This window comes from Micromonospora sp. I033, from assembly GCF_053890995.1.
In genome coordinates this window covers 1-15,691 of record NZ_JBSSLX010000139.1, presented here as the reverse complement: position 1 = coordinate 15,691, position 15,691 = coordinate 1, and the positions used below count along the sequence as shown (strand labels likewise).

13 protein-coding genes are annotated in these 15,691 nt (G+C 73.8%); 6 read left to right on the top strand and 7 right to left on the bottom strand.

From position 1 onward, the window contains the following. The first annotated feature begins 512 nt into the window (after positions 1-512). The 5 genes from ACW0Q9_RS21085 (at position 513) to ACW0Q9_RS21065 (ending at position 5,264) form a co-directional block, all read left to right on the top strand. Positions 513-1,844 (top strand): low temperature requirement protein A, encoded by a 1,332-nt coding sequence (locus tag ACW0Q9_RS21085; RefSeq protein ID WP_456183878.1) that lies wholly within the window; start codon positions 513-515, stop codon positions 1,842-1,844. Positions 1,845-1,927: 83 nt separating this feature from the next. Next, positions 1,928-2,464 carry a hypothetical protein gene (locus ACW0Q9_RS21080; RefSeq protein ID WP_456183876.1) on the top strand — a complete coding sequence of 179 codons (537 nt, stop codon included), beginning with the start codon at positions 1,928-1,930 and terminating at the stop codon, positions 2,462-2,464. A 39-nt stretch (positions 2,465-2,503) separates the two neighbouring features. Then, positions 2,504-3,349: a DUF4097 family beta strand repeat-containing protein gene (locus tag ACW0Q9_RS21075; protein WP_456183874.1), complete on the top strand. Its 846-nt coding sequence runs from the start codon at positions 2,504-2,506 to the stop codon at positions 3,347-3,349. Positions 3,350-3,495: 146 nt separating this feature from the next. After that, complete coding sequence (locus ACW0Q9_RS21070) at positions 3,496-4,476, top strand: ATP-binding cassette domain-containing protein (RefSeq protein ID WP_456183872.1); 981 nt, start codon at positions 3,496-3,498, stop codon at positions 4,474-4,476. After that, positions 4,473-5,264, top strand: a complete 792-nt coding sequence (locus ACW0Q9_RS21065; RefSeq protein WP_456183870.1) for an ABC transporter permease — start codon at positions 4,473-4,475, stop codon at positions 5,262-5,264. Before ACW0Q9_RS21070 ends, ACW0Q9_RS21065 begins: the two co-directional genes overlap by 4 nt. A gap of 34 nt (positions 5,265-5,298) precedes the next feature. Here ACW0Q9_RS21065 and ACW0Q9_RS21060 read toward each other — a convergent pair whose 3' ends face one another. From ACW0Q9_RS21060 to ACW0Q9_RS21050, 3 genes are all read right to left on the bottom strand, one after another. Next, positions 5,299-7,368: an amylo-alpha-1,6-glucosidase gene (locus tag ACW0Q9_RS21060; protein ID WP_456183868.1), complete on the bottom strand. Its 2,070-nt coding sequence runs from the start codon at positions 7,366-7,368 to the stop codon at positions 5,299-5,301. A 4-nt stretch (positions 7,369-7,372) separates the two neighbouring features. Then, a complete protein-coding gene (locus ACW0Q9_RS21055; RefSeq protein ID WP_456183880.1) occupies positions 7,373-7,735 on the bottom strand; it encodes an SCP2 sterol-binding domain-containing protein in 363 nt (120 codons plus the stop codon). A gap of 208 nt (positions 7,736-7,943) precedes the next feature. Next, on the bottom strand, positions 7,944-8,804 hold the full coding sequence (locus ACW0Q9_RS21050) for a zinc metalloprotease (RefSeq protein WP_456183866.1): 861 nt from the start codon (positions 8,802-8,804) through the stop codon (positions 7,944-7,946). Between the two features lie 353 nt (positions 8,805-9,157). Between ACW0Q9_RS21050 and ACW0Q9_RS21045 the strand changes: the two genes are divergently transcribed. Then, positions 9,158-10,093: an SCO6745 family protein gene (locus ACW0Q9_RS21045; RefSeq protein ID WP_456183864.1), complete on the top strand. Its 936-nt coding sequence runs from the start codon at positions 9,158-9,160 to the stop codon at positions 10,091-10,093. Between the two features lie 31 nt (positions 10,094-10,124). Here ACW0Q9_RS21045 and ACW0Q9_RS21040 read toward each other — a convergent pair whose 3' ends face one another. From ACW0Q9_RS21040 to ACW0Q9_RS21025, 4 genes are all read right to left on the bottom strand, one after another. After that, positions 10,125-12,872, bottom strand: coding sequence for a glycoside hydrolase family 38 N-terminal domain-containing protein (locus ACW0Q9_RS21040; RefSeq protein ID WP_456183862.1), 2,748 nt, complete (start codon positions 12,870-12,872; stop codon positions 10,125-10,127). Then, positions 12,872-14,017 carry a Gfo/Idh/MocA family protein gene (locus ACW0Q9_RS21035; protein WP_456183860.1) on the bottom strand — a complete coding sequence of 382 codons (1,146 nt, stop codon included), beginning with the start codon at positions 14,015-14,017 and terminating at the stop codon, positions 12,872-12,874. The genes ACW0Q9_RS21040 and ACW0Q9_RS21035 overlap by 1 nt, the downstream gene beginning before the upstream one ends. Beyond that, positions 14,014-14,925, bottom strand: a complete 912-nt coding sequence (locus tag ACW0Q9_RS21030; protein WP_456183858.1) for a sugar phosphate isomerase/epimerase family protein — start codon at positions 14,923-14,925, stop codon at positions 14,014-14,016. The genes ACW0Q9_RS21035 and ACW0Q9_RS21030 overlap by 4 nt, the downstream gene beginning before the upstream one ends. After that, a partial coding sequence (locus ACW0Q9_RS21025; protein WP_456183856.1) for a CehA/McbA family metallohydrolase occupies positions 14,916-15,691 on the bottom strand: 776 nt, incomplete at its 5' end. The genes ACW0Q9_RS21025 and ACW0Q9_RS21030, both read right to left, overlap by 10 nt.

Below are 15,691 nucleotides of genomic sequence, written 5' to 3'. Positions count from 1 at the left end.
CCGCCGGACGCCCGGACTCAGCGACTCGACGCCGCCGGCGCCTTGTCGCGATCCTGACCAGTCGCGATGCCGCCCGTTGCCGAGGGGGCCACACCCCCGGAGGCGATCGGGCCACCCGCCGGGGCAGCAGCATCCCCGACGGTTGCCGCGCTCATGGTGCGACGTCCTGCTCGCACCACGGCCACCGCTGCCGCCACCGCTGTCAGGCACAACGCCGCCGCCTGCAGCATCCGGCCGTTCCTGCCACGTCTACGCTTCATGCCGATCGCTCCTCACGTTCGCGCCGAGTTGCCTCATCGTGACGGCGCCGGAGCGGGCGCGCCCGGACATTCGGCGCAGTTGCCTCGTTCGGGCTATGTCCTCCGCGGATCCGGGCCGCTCGTCGGAGCGGGCCGGCCGGACCATGTCCGGGTAGCGGGGATGGCTGGCATTCCACAGTCGACCAGCCGCACGGCGTCCCGGCGCCGGCCGGAACGCGCCCCTCGTACCGTGCGGGCTGGGACAGTGGGCTGGTGGGGGGATTGCGGTGGCGTGGCTGGTTCGGCCCGGCGGTCCCGGTGGGTCCCGGCGCCCGGGTGGACAAGTTCGAGGTCTTCTTCGACCTGGTCTTCGTCTTCTCGTTCTTCATCATCACCCGGGCCACCGCCGCCAGCATCTCCGGCCGCCAGTTGCTGCACGCCATGCTGGTGCTGGCGGTGCTCTGGTGGTGCTGGGTGGTGCACACCGTGGTCGCGACCCGGGTCCGGCTCGGGGTGGGTTTCGTTCCGGTGTTGATGGTGGCCGGGATGAGCGCGCTGTTCGCCTTCGCGTTGTCCCTTCCGCAGGCGTTCGCCGAGCCGAAGCAGGCGCTGGCCGGCCCGATGGTGGTGGCGCTCAGCTACCTGGTGATCCGTGCCGTGCACCTGCTGCTGTACTGGCACGTCGCCAGCGAGAAGCCGGGGGAGCGGCGGCTGCTGCTCAGGTACTCCCCGGAGGTCGTGCTGAGCACCGTCCTGCTGCTGGGCGCGGCGCTGATCCCGCCGCAGGTCGACGACCCGGGCCGGGCCGCGTTGACGCGGGACGCGCTGTGGGTGAGCGTCGTCCTGCTCCAGTACAGCTCCGGTCTGGTCGCCGGTGCGTGGGGTTGGGTGGTGACCTCCGCCGAGCACTGGACCGAGCGCTACGACCTCATCCTCATCATCGCCCTGGGCGAGTCGATCATCTCGGTGGGCGTCGGCGGTAACCTGCTGGGCAATCCGGTCACCTGGCCGGCGGTCTCCGCGGCCATGCTGGGCGTCATCTTCACCGCGGCCCTCTGGTGGCTGCACTACGACATGATCGGACCGGCCGGCCGCATCGCGCAGCACGTCGCGCAGGGACGCTCCCGCGTGGCCATGGCCCGGGACGCCTACGCCTACTTCCACCTCGTGATGATCGCCGGGATCATCCTGTTCGCCCTGGGCGCCGAGGAGATCGTCCGGGAGATCGCGGACCCCTCGATCGGCCTCGCCGAGCCGGCGCACGGCCCCGGGGTGCCGCTGCTCTTCGGCGGAGTCATCTGCTACCTGTGCGGGGACATGCTGTTCCAGCTCCGTACCCTTCGCACCCTCTCCTGGACCCGGGTCGGCGCGGTGCTGGTGCTCGCCGCCGGTATCCCGGTCGCCGCGCACCTGCCGGGGCTCCTCGCCCTCACGCTGCTCACCGCGATCTGCGTGGGGCTGGTGGCGGTCGAGGTGGTGGTGATGGCGGACGCCCGTCGGGCCCTGCACGAGCTGGTCTTCGAGGAGCGGATCACCTACGAGAAGCACGAAGCCGACTGGCGCGGCCGCTGGCACGAGCCCGGTCCGCAGGAACCGTCGACCTAGAGGCGGATGCGGCTGTCGGCCCTGGCGTCCCAATGGCATCACGCACCTTGCGCATGGCATCACGGTGATGCCATGATGGCGTCATGGAACTTCGCGCTTACGTCGACGCGATCCGGCACCAGCTCGCGGTGGCCGCCGCCGCGGGCGGTGACGACGCCCGGGAACTGGCCGAGCGGCTCACCGCACCGCTGGAGTCCGCGATCCGGCTCGCCCTGCTGGACGCCCTGTCCGAAGCGGCCACCGAGATCACCCGCGATCTCGCCCCCGGTTCGGTCGACCTGCGCCTGCGCGACCGGGAGCCCAGCTTCGTGGTGACGCCACCGCCGGCCGAGCAGTGGGCCGACGAGACGGAAGCGGCGGCGGCCCCGCCGAACCCGGTGCCGCAGCCACCCGCGGACGGCGAGGACGAGGCGACCGTGCGGATCAGCCTGCGCCTGCCGGAGCACCTCAAGGCGCGCGTCGAGCACGCGGCCTCCCGCGCCGGCGTCTCGATCAACACCTGGCTGATCCGGGCCGCGGCCGCTGCCGCCGACACCGACAACCCGCACCACCGGGCCGACCCGCCCCGGCGCTCCGGCACCGCCACCGGCGGGCAGCGCTTCACCGGCTGGGTGCGCTGACCGCACCCGCCCCACCGACCACCCGAGAGGGGAAGCAGCATGCCATCCTTCGACACCCCCGGACCGATCTCGGCATCGGTCGACCTCGTCGCCGGCGACCTGCGGATCACCGCCGGTCCGCGAACCGACACCGTCGTGCGGGTGCGGCCGGCCGACGAATCCGACGACCGCGATGTGCGCGCCGCCGCGCAGACCCGGGTGGAGTACGCCTCCGGCCGCCTCCTGGTCCGCGGTCCCAGGCAACCCGGATTCGGCATCTTCGGCAAGACCGGCTCCGTCGAGGTGGCGATCGACCTGCCGGCCGGCTCCGGAGTGGACGGCAAGCTGGGTGTCGGGGCGATCAGCTGCTCCGGCTCGCTGGCCGACTGCCGTCTCAAGACCGGCGCCGGGGACCTCCAGGTCGAGGACGCCGGCGAACTCAGGCTCCACACCGGCTTCGGCGCGGCGATCGCCGAGACCGTGGCAGGCGACGCCGAGGTCACCACCGGCTCCGGGAAGCTCAGCGTCCGCGCGGTCGGCGGTCGCGCCGTGCTCAAGAACGGCAACGGCGACACCTGGATCGGGGAGACCGGCGGGGAGCTGCGGGTCCACGCCGCCAACGGCCAGATCGCCGCCGAGCACGCGGCCACCTCGGTCACGGCGAGCACGGCCAACGGCGACATCCGCATCGGTGAGCTGGTCCGCGGATCGGCCACGTTGCGCACCGCGGCCGGTCGCATCCAGGTCGGGATCCGGCCAGGTACGGCGGCCCGGCTCGACCTCCACACCCAGTTCGGCAAGGTTCGCAACGACCTGGACGCCGCCGCCGGTCCCGCCGAGAGCGACGAGAAGGCCGAGGTGCGGGCTCGCACCGCGTTCGGCGACATCGTGATCCACCGCCCCTGAACATCCCACCTGTCTGACCGGTCGCGGGGCGTCCCGCCCCGCCCGGTGACCATGCGCACCCTCGTGTCCCGGCCCGTCCGTGCGGCCTGACCGGCGACGGCGCGCGCCCGTATTTCGTGCAGGGCCCTCGATCAGTGGAGGAAGCAATGGCGGTGACGACCGCGACACGGCCGGCCATCTCGGTGTCCGGCCTGCGTAAGAGGTTCGGGGACAAGGCCGTCCTCGACGGCATCGATCTCATGGTCAGCGAGGGAACGGTCTTCTCGCTGCTCGGGCCCAACGGCGCGGGCAAGACCACCATGGTGCGGATCCTGTCCACCCTGGTGCCCGCCGACGCCGGGTCGGTCCGCGTCGCCGGACACGACCTCACCAGGGACCCCGACGGAGTACGGGCGGCGATCGGTGTGACCGGCCAGTTCTCCGCCGTCGACAACCTCCTCACCGGCGAGGAGAACCTCAAACTGATGGCCGACCTGCACCACCTCGGCCGCGCCGAGGGCAGACGCCGCATCGCCGAGCTGACCGACCGCTTCGACCTCGGCGAGATGGTGCGCAAGCCCGCCTCCGTCTACTCCGGTGGAATGCGCCGCCGTCTCGACCTGGCGATGACCCTGGTCGGCGACCCACGGCTGATCTTCCTCGACGAACCCACCACCGGCCTCGACCCCCGCAGCAGGCAGGCGATGTGGCAGATCATCCGCGGCCTCGTCGCCGAGGGCGTCACCGTGTTCCTTACCACCCAGTACCTCGACGAGGCCGACCAGCTCGCCGACCGCATCGCCCTCCTCGACCACGGTCGCGTCGTCATCGAGGGCACCCCCGACGAACTCAAGCGCCGCATCCCCGGCGGGCACATCCGGCTGGGCTTCGCCGACCCCGCCGCGCTGCAGGCCGCCGCCCGCGTCCTGACCGTCGCCCAGCGCGACGACACCGCCCTCACCCTGCAGATCCCCGGCGACGGCGACGTCCGCTCGCTGCGGGCCGTGCTCGACCGGCTCGACGACGCGCACGTCGAGGTCGACCAGCTCTCGATCCACACCCCGGACCTGGACGACGTCTTCTTCGCCTTCACCGGCACGCCCGCATCCGCCGCCGCGCGACACGACAGCACGGAGGGACACCGATGACCAGCCTCGCCCACACCCTGACCGATTCGGCGACCATGCTCCGCCGGCAGCTCCGCCACATGCAGCGCTACCCCTCGCTGACCGGGATGCTGATCGGAATGCCGGTCATTCTCCTGCTGCTGTTCGTCTACGTCTTCGGCGAGACCCTCGGCGCCGGCCTCCCCGGTGGCGGCGGCGACCGCAGCGCCTACCTCAACTACCTGGTGCCCGGCATGCTGCTGTTCAGCGCGTCCGGCGCCGCGCAGGGCACCGCCATCTCCATCGCGATGGACACGACCGAGGGCATCGTCGACCGCTTCCGCAGCATGGCCATGTCCCGGGCCGCTCTCCTGACCGGGCACGTCCTCGGCAGCCTGATCCAGACCATGCTCTGCCTGGCCGTCGTGCTCGCCATCGCACTGGCCATCGGCTTCCGGCCCACCGCCAGCCCGGTCGAGTGGCTCGCCGCCGCCGGCGTGCTCGCCGCGATCGCGTTCGCGCTCATCTGGCTGTCGGTCGCGCTCGGCCTCGTCAGCGACAGCGTCGAGACCGCCAGCAACCTGCCCATGTTCCTGATCCTCCTGCCGTTCCTGGGCAGCGGCTTCGTGCCCACCGACACCATGCCCACCGCCCTGCGGTGGTTCGCCGACCACCAGCCGTTCACGCCGGTGATCGAGACGCTGCGCGGGCTGCTGCTCGGCACGGGGATCGGCACCAGCGGAGTGCTCGCGCTGGCCTGGTGCGCGGCGATCTCGCTGCTGTCCTACCTGTGGGCCAAGCGCTCGTTCCACAAGCGGGCGGCCCGGTAGCTTCCGCCGGCTTTCCGGACCGGCAGCACGCGCCCTAGCCGGTCCGGCCTGCCGGCGGGCCGTCGGCCGTGGTGCGACTGCGCCCCAGGGCATCGATCCTGCCCCACCGCCCGGGTATGTCGAGCAGCTCCACCCGGCCCAGGCCGGGTGGGAGCACCGGGTCGATGACGAGGTGGTCGTCGTGGGGCTGCAGGCCGAGGATCACCCGCAGCAGGAGCAGCGGGGTTCCCGCCGACCAGGCCTGGGGGCTGCAGGCGGTCGGATACTCCACGGGGTAGGTGGTGCGGGCCCGCGGATAGCCGGCGAAGGCCTCGGGCAGCCGGCCCTGGAAGTAGTCGGCCGCGTCGAAGACGGCCTGGCAGATGGTGGCGGCCTCGCGGCGGTAGCCGTAGCGCCAGAGGCCCCACGCGATGATGGAGTTGTCGAACGGCCACACCGTGCCCACGTGGTAGCCGAGCGGGTTGTAGCGGGCGCAGTCGGTGGCCAGGGTGCGCACCCCCCAGCCGGAGAAGAGCCGCTCGCTGAGCAGCAGCTCGGCGACCCGGCCCGCGCGGGACTCCTCGACGATGCCGCTCCACAGCAGGTGCCCGATGTTGGAGGACAGCGCGTCGACCTGGCCCCCGTCGGCGTCCAACGCGAGGGCGTAGTACTCGCCGTCGGCGATCCAGAACTCCTCGTTGAACCGGGCCTTCAGGTCGGCGGCCTCGCGTTCGAGCCGGTCGGCGTAGGCGGGGTCGTTCCAGAACAGCCGGGCCAGGCGGGCGCCGCGGATCTTGGCGTCGTAGGCGTAGCCCTGCTGTTCGCAGGTGGCGCGGGGAAACGGGGGCAGGCGCCCGTCGCGGTAGGAGATCGAGTCCGGGGAGTCCTTCCAGCACTGGTTGACCAGACCGCTGTCGCGGTTGCGGGTCTCGTACCAGATGTAGCCGGTGCCCAGCAGGTCGCCGTAGGTGTCGATCCAGTCGAGCGCGGCGCGGGCTTCGAACTCGTAGGCCCGCACCACGGCGTGGTCGCCGGTCCAGCGTTCGTACTCGTCGAGCAGGATGACGAACAGGGGAGTGGTGTCGGCGGCGCCGTAGTACGGCGAGTGGGGTTGCTCCTCGAACCCGGCGGACTCGCCGTAGCGCAACTCGTGGAGGATCTTGCCGGGCTCCTCGTCCCGGAAGTTGTCGAGGCGGCTGCCCTGGCCGTAGGCGAGCGTGCCGATCGTCGCGGGCACCAGTTGCGGGGTGAACGGCAGGGCCTGGAGGCAGGTGAAGATGCTGTCCCGGCCGAAAACGGTCATGAACCACGGCAGGCCGGCCGCCACCAGTTCCTCGGCCATGGTGATGGAGGTGTAGCGCAGCGCGGCCAGGTCCACGAGGCTCCGCCGGTAGGCGGTGGCCATGGCGACGTTGTCGCACGTCAGCCGGGGCGCGCTCGCCGTCCAGCGGCGCAGTTGCTCGTCGAGCTCAGCCGGTGAGCGGGCCTGGCGCAGCGTCATGCTGTCGCGGAAGTCGCGCTCGTGTGCGCCGAGCACGAGCGTGCGTACGTGCAGCCGGGTCTGCCACTCCGACTGCGGCGGTACGCGCACCTCGAACGTCATGCCCCCCGCGTCGACCTGGCCGGGCGCGGAGCTGGAGATCACGGTCTCCCGGTGGAAGCGGTCCCGGCGGTAGCGCAGCCGCAACCGGCCCTCCTCCACGATGGCCTCCACCGGCGCCTTCTTGGCCTGCGGGTTCTTGATCTCGAAGATGTCGGCGAAGTCCGAGCCCATGTCGACGCGTACCGTCATGGTCATCTCGGTGTCGGTGTGGTTGAGCACCGCGAGGTCCTCGGTGAAGCTGCCACCGATACTGCGGTCCCGGATCACCGACACCGTCGCGTCGATGTAATGGGTGGGCTCGCCGGGCACGAGGAAGAAGCGGCTCTCGTAGTAGCGGATGTCATCCACCGACAACGCGTGCAGCCGCTCTCCGTTCACGCTCAGCCGCCAGGTGGACAGGAAGCGGGTGTCGTAGGAGAAGAGCCCCGTCGGCACGCTCGGCGACGGGTCGACGTCGCCACGGTCGTCGCACACCAGGAAGGTGTTGCCGTCGAGGATGCTTATCGACTTTCTGATCGCCATGCCGTCACGACGTCCCGGCTCGCCGTCGCTCCCGCCACGCCCGCCCATGGGTGGCCCGGCGTCGCGCGGCCTCCCGCGGATCGGCGGTGCCCGCCTCGGGCGGGAAGTACCGCCGGAAGGCCAGGATCAGCCGGGCGTCACCGGCGAGCGTCGCCTCGTTGCGGAGCAGCACCGCGGTCGCGGGGGACTCGCCCCGCACCAGCCGGGTGAACACCGCGGGGGTGGTCGTCAGCACCGCGTCGGCCGCGCCGACGTCCCTGTTCACCACCACCTGATCCGCTGCCGTCAGGTCCACGTACCAGTGGTCGGTCGAGCCGTGGTTCACCAGGTCGACCCGGAGGGTTCCCCGAACCCGCGGGGGCAGCATCGCCCGCCCCCGCGACGGCAGTGCCGCGAAAAAAGCCTGAATCTCATCGCTCATACCAGCCCCCGCCCGATTGCAGCGTAGGCCACCCGGCCTGCACGAACGGACGCTTTCGCGGGTTGGCGCCGGGCCCGGGCCGTGCCGGGCGCGCCCACGGAAAGGGGGTTGACGGGCCGCTGGCCGCGGCCCGTCAACCCCCGATAGGGCTGGGCTACTTCACGCCACCGGCTCGGAACGCCACCCAGGCGTCGCTCATCCGGTCCGCCTGGCCGGCGGTGAACATGTTCATGCAGGAGTCCTGCGTGTAGTCCATGAAGTTGTGGATCGGGTCCAGCCCGGGCGCGGTGCAGGTGTCCGCGCCGATCGGGCAGTTGAACTGCGGCGCCGCCTCGCGGGGAGTGTCGGCGACGAAGTCACCGGAGGCGGAGCAGCCGTGCGCGAAGGTGTGCTCCAGCATCAGCCAGTGCCCGACCTCGTGCGTCAGCGTGTCGCCCAGGGCGTACTTGCCCGCCGTGCCGCCCGGCATCGACTCGTCCAGCATCACCACGCCGTCGATGTAGTCCCGGCCGTTGTTGTAGCCCTTCGGGAAGTACGCCCACCCGAGGAGCCCGCCGCCGATGTTGGCCGCGTACACGTTGAGGGTGCGGGCGTCACCGGTGTAGAGCGCCTGCTTCATGTCCCGCTCGTTCTTGCCCGGGACGACCGTGTACCAGTCGCTGTTCACGGTCCACGTCGTGTCCACGAGGGAGAACCGGAACGGCGTGTCGGCGGCGTTCGCCGCCGTGCGGCCGGCGAACGAGTCGTTGAGCACCTTCATCTGCGCCGCGATGAGGGTGTTCCACCTGGTCGTCTCGGCCGCGCTGAGGGCGTGGTCGGAGACCATGTGGAAGACGGTGGGGATGGTGACGCTGCCGTTGGGCAGGCGCGGCGAGTCCTTGATCACGCCGTAGGCGTTCGCCTCGTTCTTGGAGTACAGCTCCGGCTCCTGCGCGGTGGCGCCCTCGCTCACCCGCGCCGCGCTGTGCCCCTCGGCACCCGGCTCGCACGCCGTCACACCCGCGGAGGCGGTCATGGGCGCTGCCGTAACGGCCGCCGCCGAGGCTCCACCGGCCGCCAGGAACGTCGCGGCGGTGGCGGTCAGGACCGCCAGTTGGAACGTCGGTCTTCTGTGCATCCTTGCACCTTTCGCCGGATGGAGTCACCGAGCAGGCCGGACGGGGTTGCCGCGAGCAGGCCGGTGACATCGTCGTCCCGGTATGAGAACACGTCGTTGACCTGAGCAACAGGACCCAACAGGCAGGCTTGGGCCAGACCTCCGACCCACCCCGGGCGAAGCGGACCAGGACGCCGGCCCGGGCGGGGTGACAGACTGCCTCCGGCGTGCGACCCTACCCGTCGGTAACATCTTCGACGGGAGGCGGCGACATGGTGGACAGCACGGACGTGGCGGACCCGAGGTGGCAGCAGCCGGCGGCGCTCGATCCGGCCGTCGCGCGCCGCGCCTGGCGGGTGACCGAGCCCCTGCACGGCATGATCTACTTCGTGCCGGAGGCGCACGAGCGGTACGCCGCCCTCGGCCTCCCGGAGCCGGCCGGCTACTTCGCCTCCCGCGCCGCCGCCCTGGGACCCGTCGGTCCGGGTCCGGTGGCCGCCACCTTCTTCAACTTCAACCCCGCGCTCGTCGCCCGGGTGCTACCCGCCGCCTGGGAGCGGGCGACGCCAGCCGCCGTGCTGGCCGCCCGGCTGGAGGCCGCCGACGCGGCCCTGACCCGGGCGCTCGGCGACACCGTGCACGGCCCGGAGATGGTCGAGGCCGCCGGGCTGGCCCGTCGGGCCGCCGAAGCCGCCACCGCCCACCCGGAGGGGCGGCCGCTGTTCGCGGCGCACGCCGCGCTGCCCTGGCCGGAGCGGCCGCACCTGGTCCTCTGGCAGGCCCAGACGCTCCTGCGGGAGTTCCGCGGCGACGGGCATGTCGCCGCCCTCGTGCTCGCCGGACTGACCGGGGTGGAGGCGCTGGTGCTGCACGCCGCGTCCGGCGAGGTACCGGTCCGCTTCCTGCGCCGCACCCGCGGCTGGAGCGGAGAGCAGTGGGCGGACGCGGTCGAGCGGCTGCGCGGGCGCGGGCTGGTCGAGGGCGACGAGCCGGTGCTGACCGAGAGCGGGCGGGCGCAGCGCGCGTGGATCGAGGCGGCCACCGACCGGCTCGCCACCCCCGCCTACGCGGCGCTAGGCGCCGACGGGTGCGCCCGCCTCGCCGAGCTGACCCGGCCGATGAGCCGGGCCGTGGTCGACGCCGGACTGCTCAACGTCGACAACGCCGTGCCGCCGCGGGCCGACCGGGCGGCGCCCCGCCCGAGGTGAGTCGGGACCGGTCACCCGGTCGGCCACGCGGTCAGGTCAGGTCGAGCTGCACCGTGGCGATCTCCCAGGCCCGCAGCGGCAGCCGGACCAGCCCGTCACCGTCGACCGCGAGCGGCTCCCCGGCCCGGCCGAGCAGGTCGGCCCGCCACGCCCCGCGGACGGCCCGGCCGCCGAGCACCGCGGTGGTGTCCGCCGGGGTCTGCGCCACCAGCCGCACCTCGGTGCGGCCGGCCCGGTCCCGGACACTTGTCAACGCGACGCCGGCGCCGTCGACGGCGAGCCCGACCGCCGGCGCGGGCAGCGCGGCGCCCGGATCGGCGGTGCCGGCGAAGGTCAACAGCTCGTGCCGGTACGCCTCGGCCGCCGCCAGCACCCCGGCCTCGTGCCAGGCGCCCCGGTACGGCAGCACCGCCAGCTCGACGGTGCGGGTGCCGCGGCACTGCGCCTCGGGCGTCGGCACCTGCGGGCCGGCGGGCTCGTCGCGCAGCGCGTGCCGGTTGCGCGACAGCATCCCGATCGACCGCAGCACGGTGACCGCCAGCTCGCGGCCGGCGTCGGTCAGCTCGTACTCGGTGGGCTGGGTCAGCAGCACGGCCAGCGCGCCGTCCGGACCGCCGGCGGCGACGAACCCGTTGGCCGGGAAGGTGGGCAGCGGCACCTCACCGCCACCGCCCTCCGCGGTCAGGCCGCGTGCCACGACGGCGAACTGGCCCTCGGCGTACGAGGTGTCGGCCGGCGACGGCAGCGGCAGGTGCAGCCGCACCCGGTGGTCGTCGCAGCGGTTGTCGAACTCGACACGCAGCCGGACGAACGGTTCGCCGCAGCGCAGCTCGACCCGGGTGGTCACGGTGATCGGTTCGTGGTCCACGGCGCGGGAGCCGGCGTCCACGTCCGCGGCCACCGGCCAGCGGTACTCGCGCACCACGTCGACGACAGCCACCAGCGGCCCGTCGTGGCGCACCACGGTCCGCACCGCCCGGGGCTTGTCGACCAGTTCGTCCGCGGCCGGCGGGGCGTAGTTGTAGCTGTCGCCCACGTCGCCGCCGTCGACGATCCGCCCGACCCCGGCCACGGTCACCCCGTCCGGGGTGGCGAGCGTCAGGGTGCCGTCCTCCGCGACATCGACCCGCAGCAGGCCGTTGTCGAGGCTGCGGCCGGCGACCGTCACCGGGGCCGACGCGGGCGTCGCGGTGGCCGGGGGCGGCACGGGCCGGACCGCGGCGTGCCCGAGCGGTGGCACGTCAACGAGGGCGGCGACGGTGGCCCGGGGCGCGGCGAGGATCCGGACCCGCCACCGGTCGGGCTGCCCGGCGGCGGCGAGCGCCAGCTGGACGTCCGCCACGTCGAAGGCCGGGTCGCCGTGCCGGGCCACGTGGAAGGTGAGGGTGGCGTCGTCCGGCGACACCGACCAGGCGGTGACCTCCTGGCCGTAGAGCTCTGTGCCGTGCACCCGGGTGAGCACGGCCGGCAGGTCGGCCGCCGGCACCACGTCGTCGGCGAGCAGCGTGCGGGCCCGGTCGAGGACCTGGGTGGCCACGCTGCGGCCGGCGGCGTCGGCGAGCGCCACGGTGCCGTCGGCCGGTGCCTCGACGTCCAGGCGGACCAGGGCGGTCCGGGCCGCCGGCGTGGGGTTGAACAGCAGGTGTCCGTCGCGGGGCACGGCGGTCGACAGCCGCGCGCCGACCAGGTCGCAGACCGCACGGCCGAGCTGATCGGCCTCGGCGAGCCGGGCGGCGACCTGCTCGGCGGTCTCGTCGCAGCCGCAGCCGGTCACCGAGTCGTGGCAGCTCGCGTCGATCAGCCGGGTCCAGGCCATGTCGAGGAAGCGCTGCACCGACCCGTCGTGGGTGAGCGCGGCGAGCGGTTCGGCGTACCGCTCGACGCGCCGCTCGGCGCGGTTCATCGCCTGCTTCAGGTGCGCGCGGACGGAGATCACGCCGGGCAGGATGTTGGCCCGGGCGTGCGAGCGCAGCTCGCCACGGACCACGGGCAGGCCGTCGATCGTGGCCGGTTGGGTGGCGAAGTACTCGGCGAGGGTGCCCAGCCGCAGCCGGGTGCCGGCGAGGTCGGCGGTGGCCAGCAGGTCGGGGGCGTCGGGCGCCGGGGCGGCGTGGTCGGTGCCGTACATCGCCAGGACCGGGGTGTCGTCGCCGGCGGGCCGCCACCCGGCGAGCCGGTCGGCGAGGTCGCCGGCCCGGCGGGTGACGTGCGCGGCGTCGTCCATGAGGCCGGCGGCGTTGCCGTAGCCGCCGGGCAGGTACTGGGTGCGGACGGTGGTGCCGTCGGGGGCCTGCCAGGCGAAGGCGTGCTGGTGCACCCGCTCCGGCACGCCGCGGAACACGCACGCGTGGGCCAGCCCGGCGCCGGCCAGGATCTGCGGCATCTGTGCGATGTGGCCGAACATGTCGGGCAGGTAGCCGACCGGCATGGCGCCGCCCAGGTCGGCGCTGCGGGCCAGCCCGCGTTCCAGGTTGCGGACGATGTTCTCGCCGGAGCAGAGGAACTCGTCGAGCAGGATCTGCCAGGGGCCCACCGAAAGCCGGCCGGCGCGGACCAGGTCGATCACCTGCTCGCGCCGCTCCGGGCGGACCTCCAGGTAGTCGTCGACCGCGGCGAGCTGCCCGTCGAGGGTGAACCGTTGCCGCGGGTCCCGCGCCATCCGGTCGAACACCTCGTCCAGCAGCGCCACCAGCCGCAGCCGGAACCGCTGGAACGGCTCGTACCACTCCCGGTCCCAGTGGGTGTGTGGCACCACGATGATCTCGGCCGGTCGCGTCATCAGCTCGCCGCCTCTCCGCCGATCGCCGCCCCGGTCAGCTCACCGTAGCGGCGTACCACCTGCTGGCTGGTCCGTAGGTCCGCCGCGCCCTCGGCGATGCCGGTCAGCGGGGCGGCGCCCGCGGTGACCATCGCGTGGAACGCGACCAGCTCCTGCTCGAACGCCTCGGTCACCGACCGGTACGCGGCCCGCCGCTCGCCGCCGCCGTGCTCGTCCACCACGGTCAGCGTGGTGGGCGCGTTCAGCAGGTACGGCGAGGGGAACACCAGCTCCAGCGAGCCGCGCGCGTGGTGCAGGGTGACCGTCTCCCGGTAGGCGGGGTAGTCCGGCAGGTTGAGCCACCGGACGCCGTAGCGGGCACCGCCCGGCAGCCGCCCGCTGATCTCCACCGACGGCTCGGCCGGGCCGTCGGGGGCGAGCGGCCAGGTGGCGACCTGCTCCACGGTGGCCGGCGCGCCGGTGAGCAGCCGCAGCAGGGACAGGTCGTGCGAGATGCTGTTGATCAGGATCTGGTAGAGGGTGCGGGCGCCCGGGTCGGTGCCGACGGCGGCGGCGAGCAGCTCGTGGTCGGCGGCGGTCAGCCGGGCCAGCTCCGCGGCCGGCACGTCGCCGGCGGCCGGGGGCAGGTTGGCGAAGCGCAGCTGCCGGTCGCCGCCGGCGTGCAGCACCGTCACCTCCACGGCGTGCACCCGCTCCGCGCCGCCGAGGTCCGCCAGCAGCCGCGCGGCCTCGGCCACCGCCGGGTCGTACTGCTTCATGTAGCCGACCATCAGCGCCGCGCCGCCGGCGCCCAGCTCGGCCAGCCGGGCCGTCTCGGCGAGCGTGTAGGCCAGCGGCTTCTCGCAGAACACCGGCAGGCCGGCGCGCAGCGCCAGCGCGGCCAGTTCGCCGTGCGAGCCGGAGGTGGCCAGCAGCACCGCGTCGCAGCCGCCGTCGGTCACCATCCGGGCCGCGTCGGTGTAGCGGCGGGCGGGCTCGACGCCGTACCGCTCGCCCAGCTCGGTCACCCGGGTCGGGGACAGGTCGGCCAGCGCGACGATCTCGAACAGGTCGCTCCGGCGTTGCAGCAGCGGCAGGTGCGCGGTGCGGGCGATGATGCCCAGCCCGGCCACCGCGACCCGGATCCGCTTTCCCGGCTCGGTCATCCCAGCGCCTCCTCGAGCCACCGCCGGTTGGCGTGCTGGTCGGCGCGGATCCGGTCGAGGTCCCGGCCGTCCTCGGGCGCGTCCTGCTCGACCACCAGCCAGCCGGTGTAGCCGATGTCGTCGAGGCCCGCGAGCACCCCGGCGAGGTCGACGTCGCCGCGGCCCAGCGCGCAGAAGCCGCCGGCGGCGACCATGTCCATCAGGCCACCGCCGGCCGCCCGGACCCGGGCGTGGGTGGCGAGGTCGGCGTCCTTCAGGTGGACCTGGCCGATCCGCCCGGCCCAGCGGCGTACCGCGGCCACCGGGTCGCCGCCGGCCAGCGCCAGGTGCCCGGTGTCCAGGCAGATGGCGATGTCGGTCAGTTCGAGCAGCCGGTCGGCCTCGGCCTCGGTCTCCACGTCGGTGCCGAGGTGGTAGTGGAACACCGGTTCCAGGCCGCGGTCGCGGCACCGGTCGGCGGCCTGCTGCACCCGGGCGGCGAAGTCCGGCCAGGCCGCGGCGGGCAGCGCCGACGCCAGGTCGGTCGGGGCGCCCGGCCGGGCCATCCGGGCCGGGTTGCCGGGGCAGGCCAGGGTGGGCCGGGGCGCGAACCGGGCGTCGTCGGCCGGCGCGGCGGTGAACACGTCGAGCGCGGCGTCGAGCTGGGCCAGGTCCGCGGCGAAGCCGGCCGGGTCGGCGAAGCGCAGGTCGACCCAGCCGCCGGCGAGCCCGACGCCGGCCGCGGCCAGCCGTCGGGCGAGGGTCTCGCCGGTGCCGAGGTAGCCGATCGGCCCGGAGTCGATTCCGGTGTAGCCGTCGCGGGCCAGTGCCGCGAGCAGGTCGTCGGGACCGACGGGTGCGCCGGTCGGCTGGTAGATGCCGTAGTTGACGGGGGCGCCGGCCACCCGGGTGCGTCCGGTCAGCTGCACAGTGCGATCACCTCCATGCGGTGGGACTCCAGGACGTGCAGCCCGTCGCCGGCCGGCAGCAGGCACCGGTCACCGCGGACCAGGCGGTGCCGCCCGTCCGGGTAGGCCAGCAGCGTGCCGTCGGCGTCGAGCGCCAGCAGTTCGTCGCCGAGGCGCAGCAGCAGCGGCCCGTCCGGGTCGGCCGAGACGGCGGTACGCCCACCGCGCAGCGCGTCCAGCACGGCGTCGCCGGGTTCGCGGTCGCGGTCGGCGAGCACCCAGGTGGTGGGTGAGCCGGGCGGGGCGTCGTCGCCGGGGCGGTGGAAGTCGCTGCCGCCGATCGGCACGACGTCCGGCCGCCACGCCCGCGCCCAGGCGAGGGGGGCGCCCCAGGTGCGGTCCCACCAGCCGGAGTGCCACACCTCGACCAGTGGGGTGCGCTCGGCCAGCGGCTGGCGCCAGGCGCAGTCGCCGCCGAGCGGGTGGTTGACCGACATGAGCCCGCCGTCGCGCCGGGCGGCGGCCAGCCACTCGTCGGGTGGCCGGCGGAAGTCGACCCAGCCCACCGGCCCGAACACGTTGGCGTGCCCCCGGTCGGTGGTCACCTCCTGGCCGGGCAGCAGGGTGATCCCGTAGCGGGCGGAGGCGTCCGGCAGCCACGGGTGGTGGCTGACGGTGTTGTGGTCGGTGACGGCGAGGAAGTCCAGGCCCCGGGCGGCGGCGAGCGCGGCCAGCTCGTCGATGGTTTGCGCGCCGTCGCTGTGCACGGTGTGCGCGTGCAGGTCCC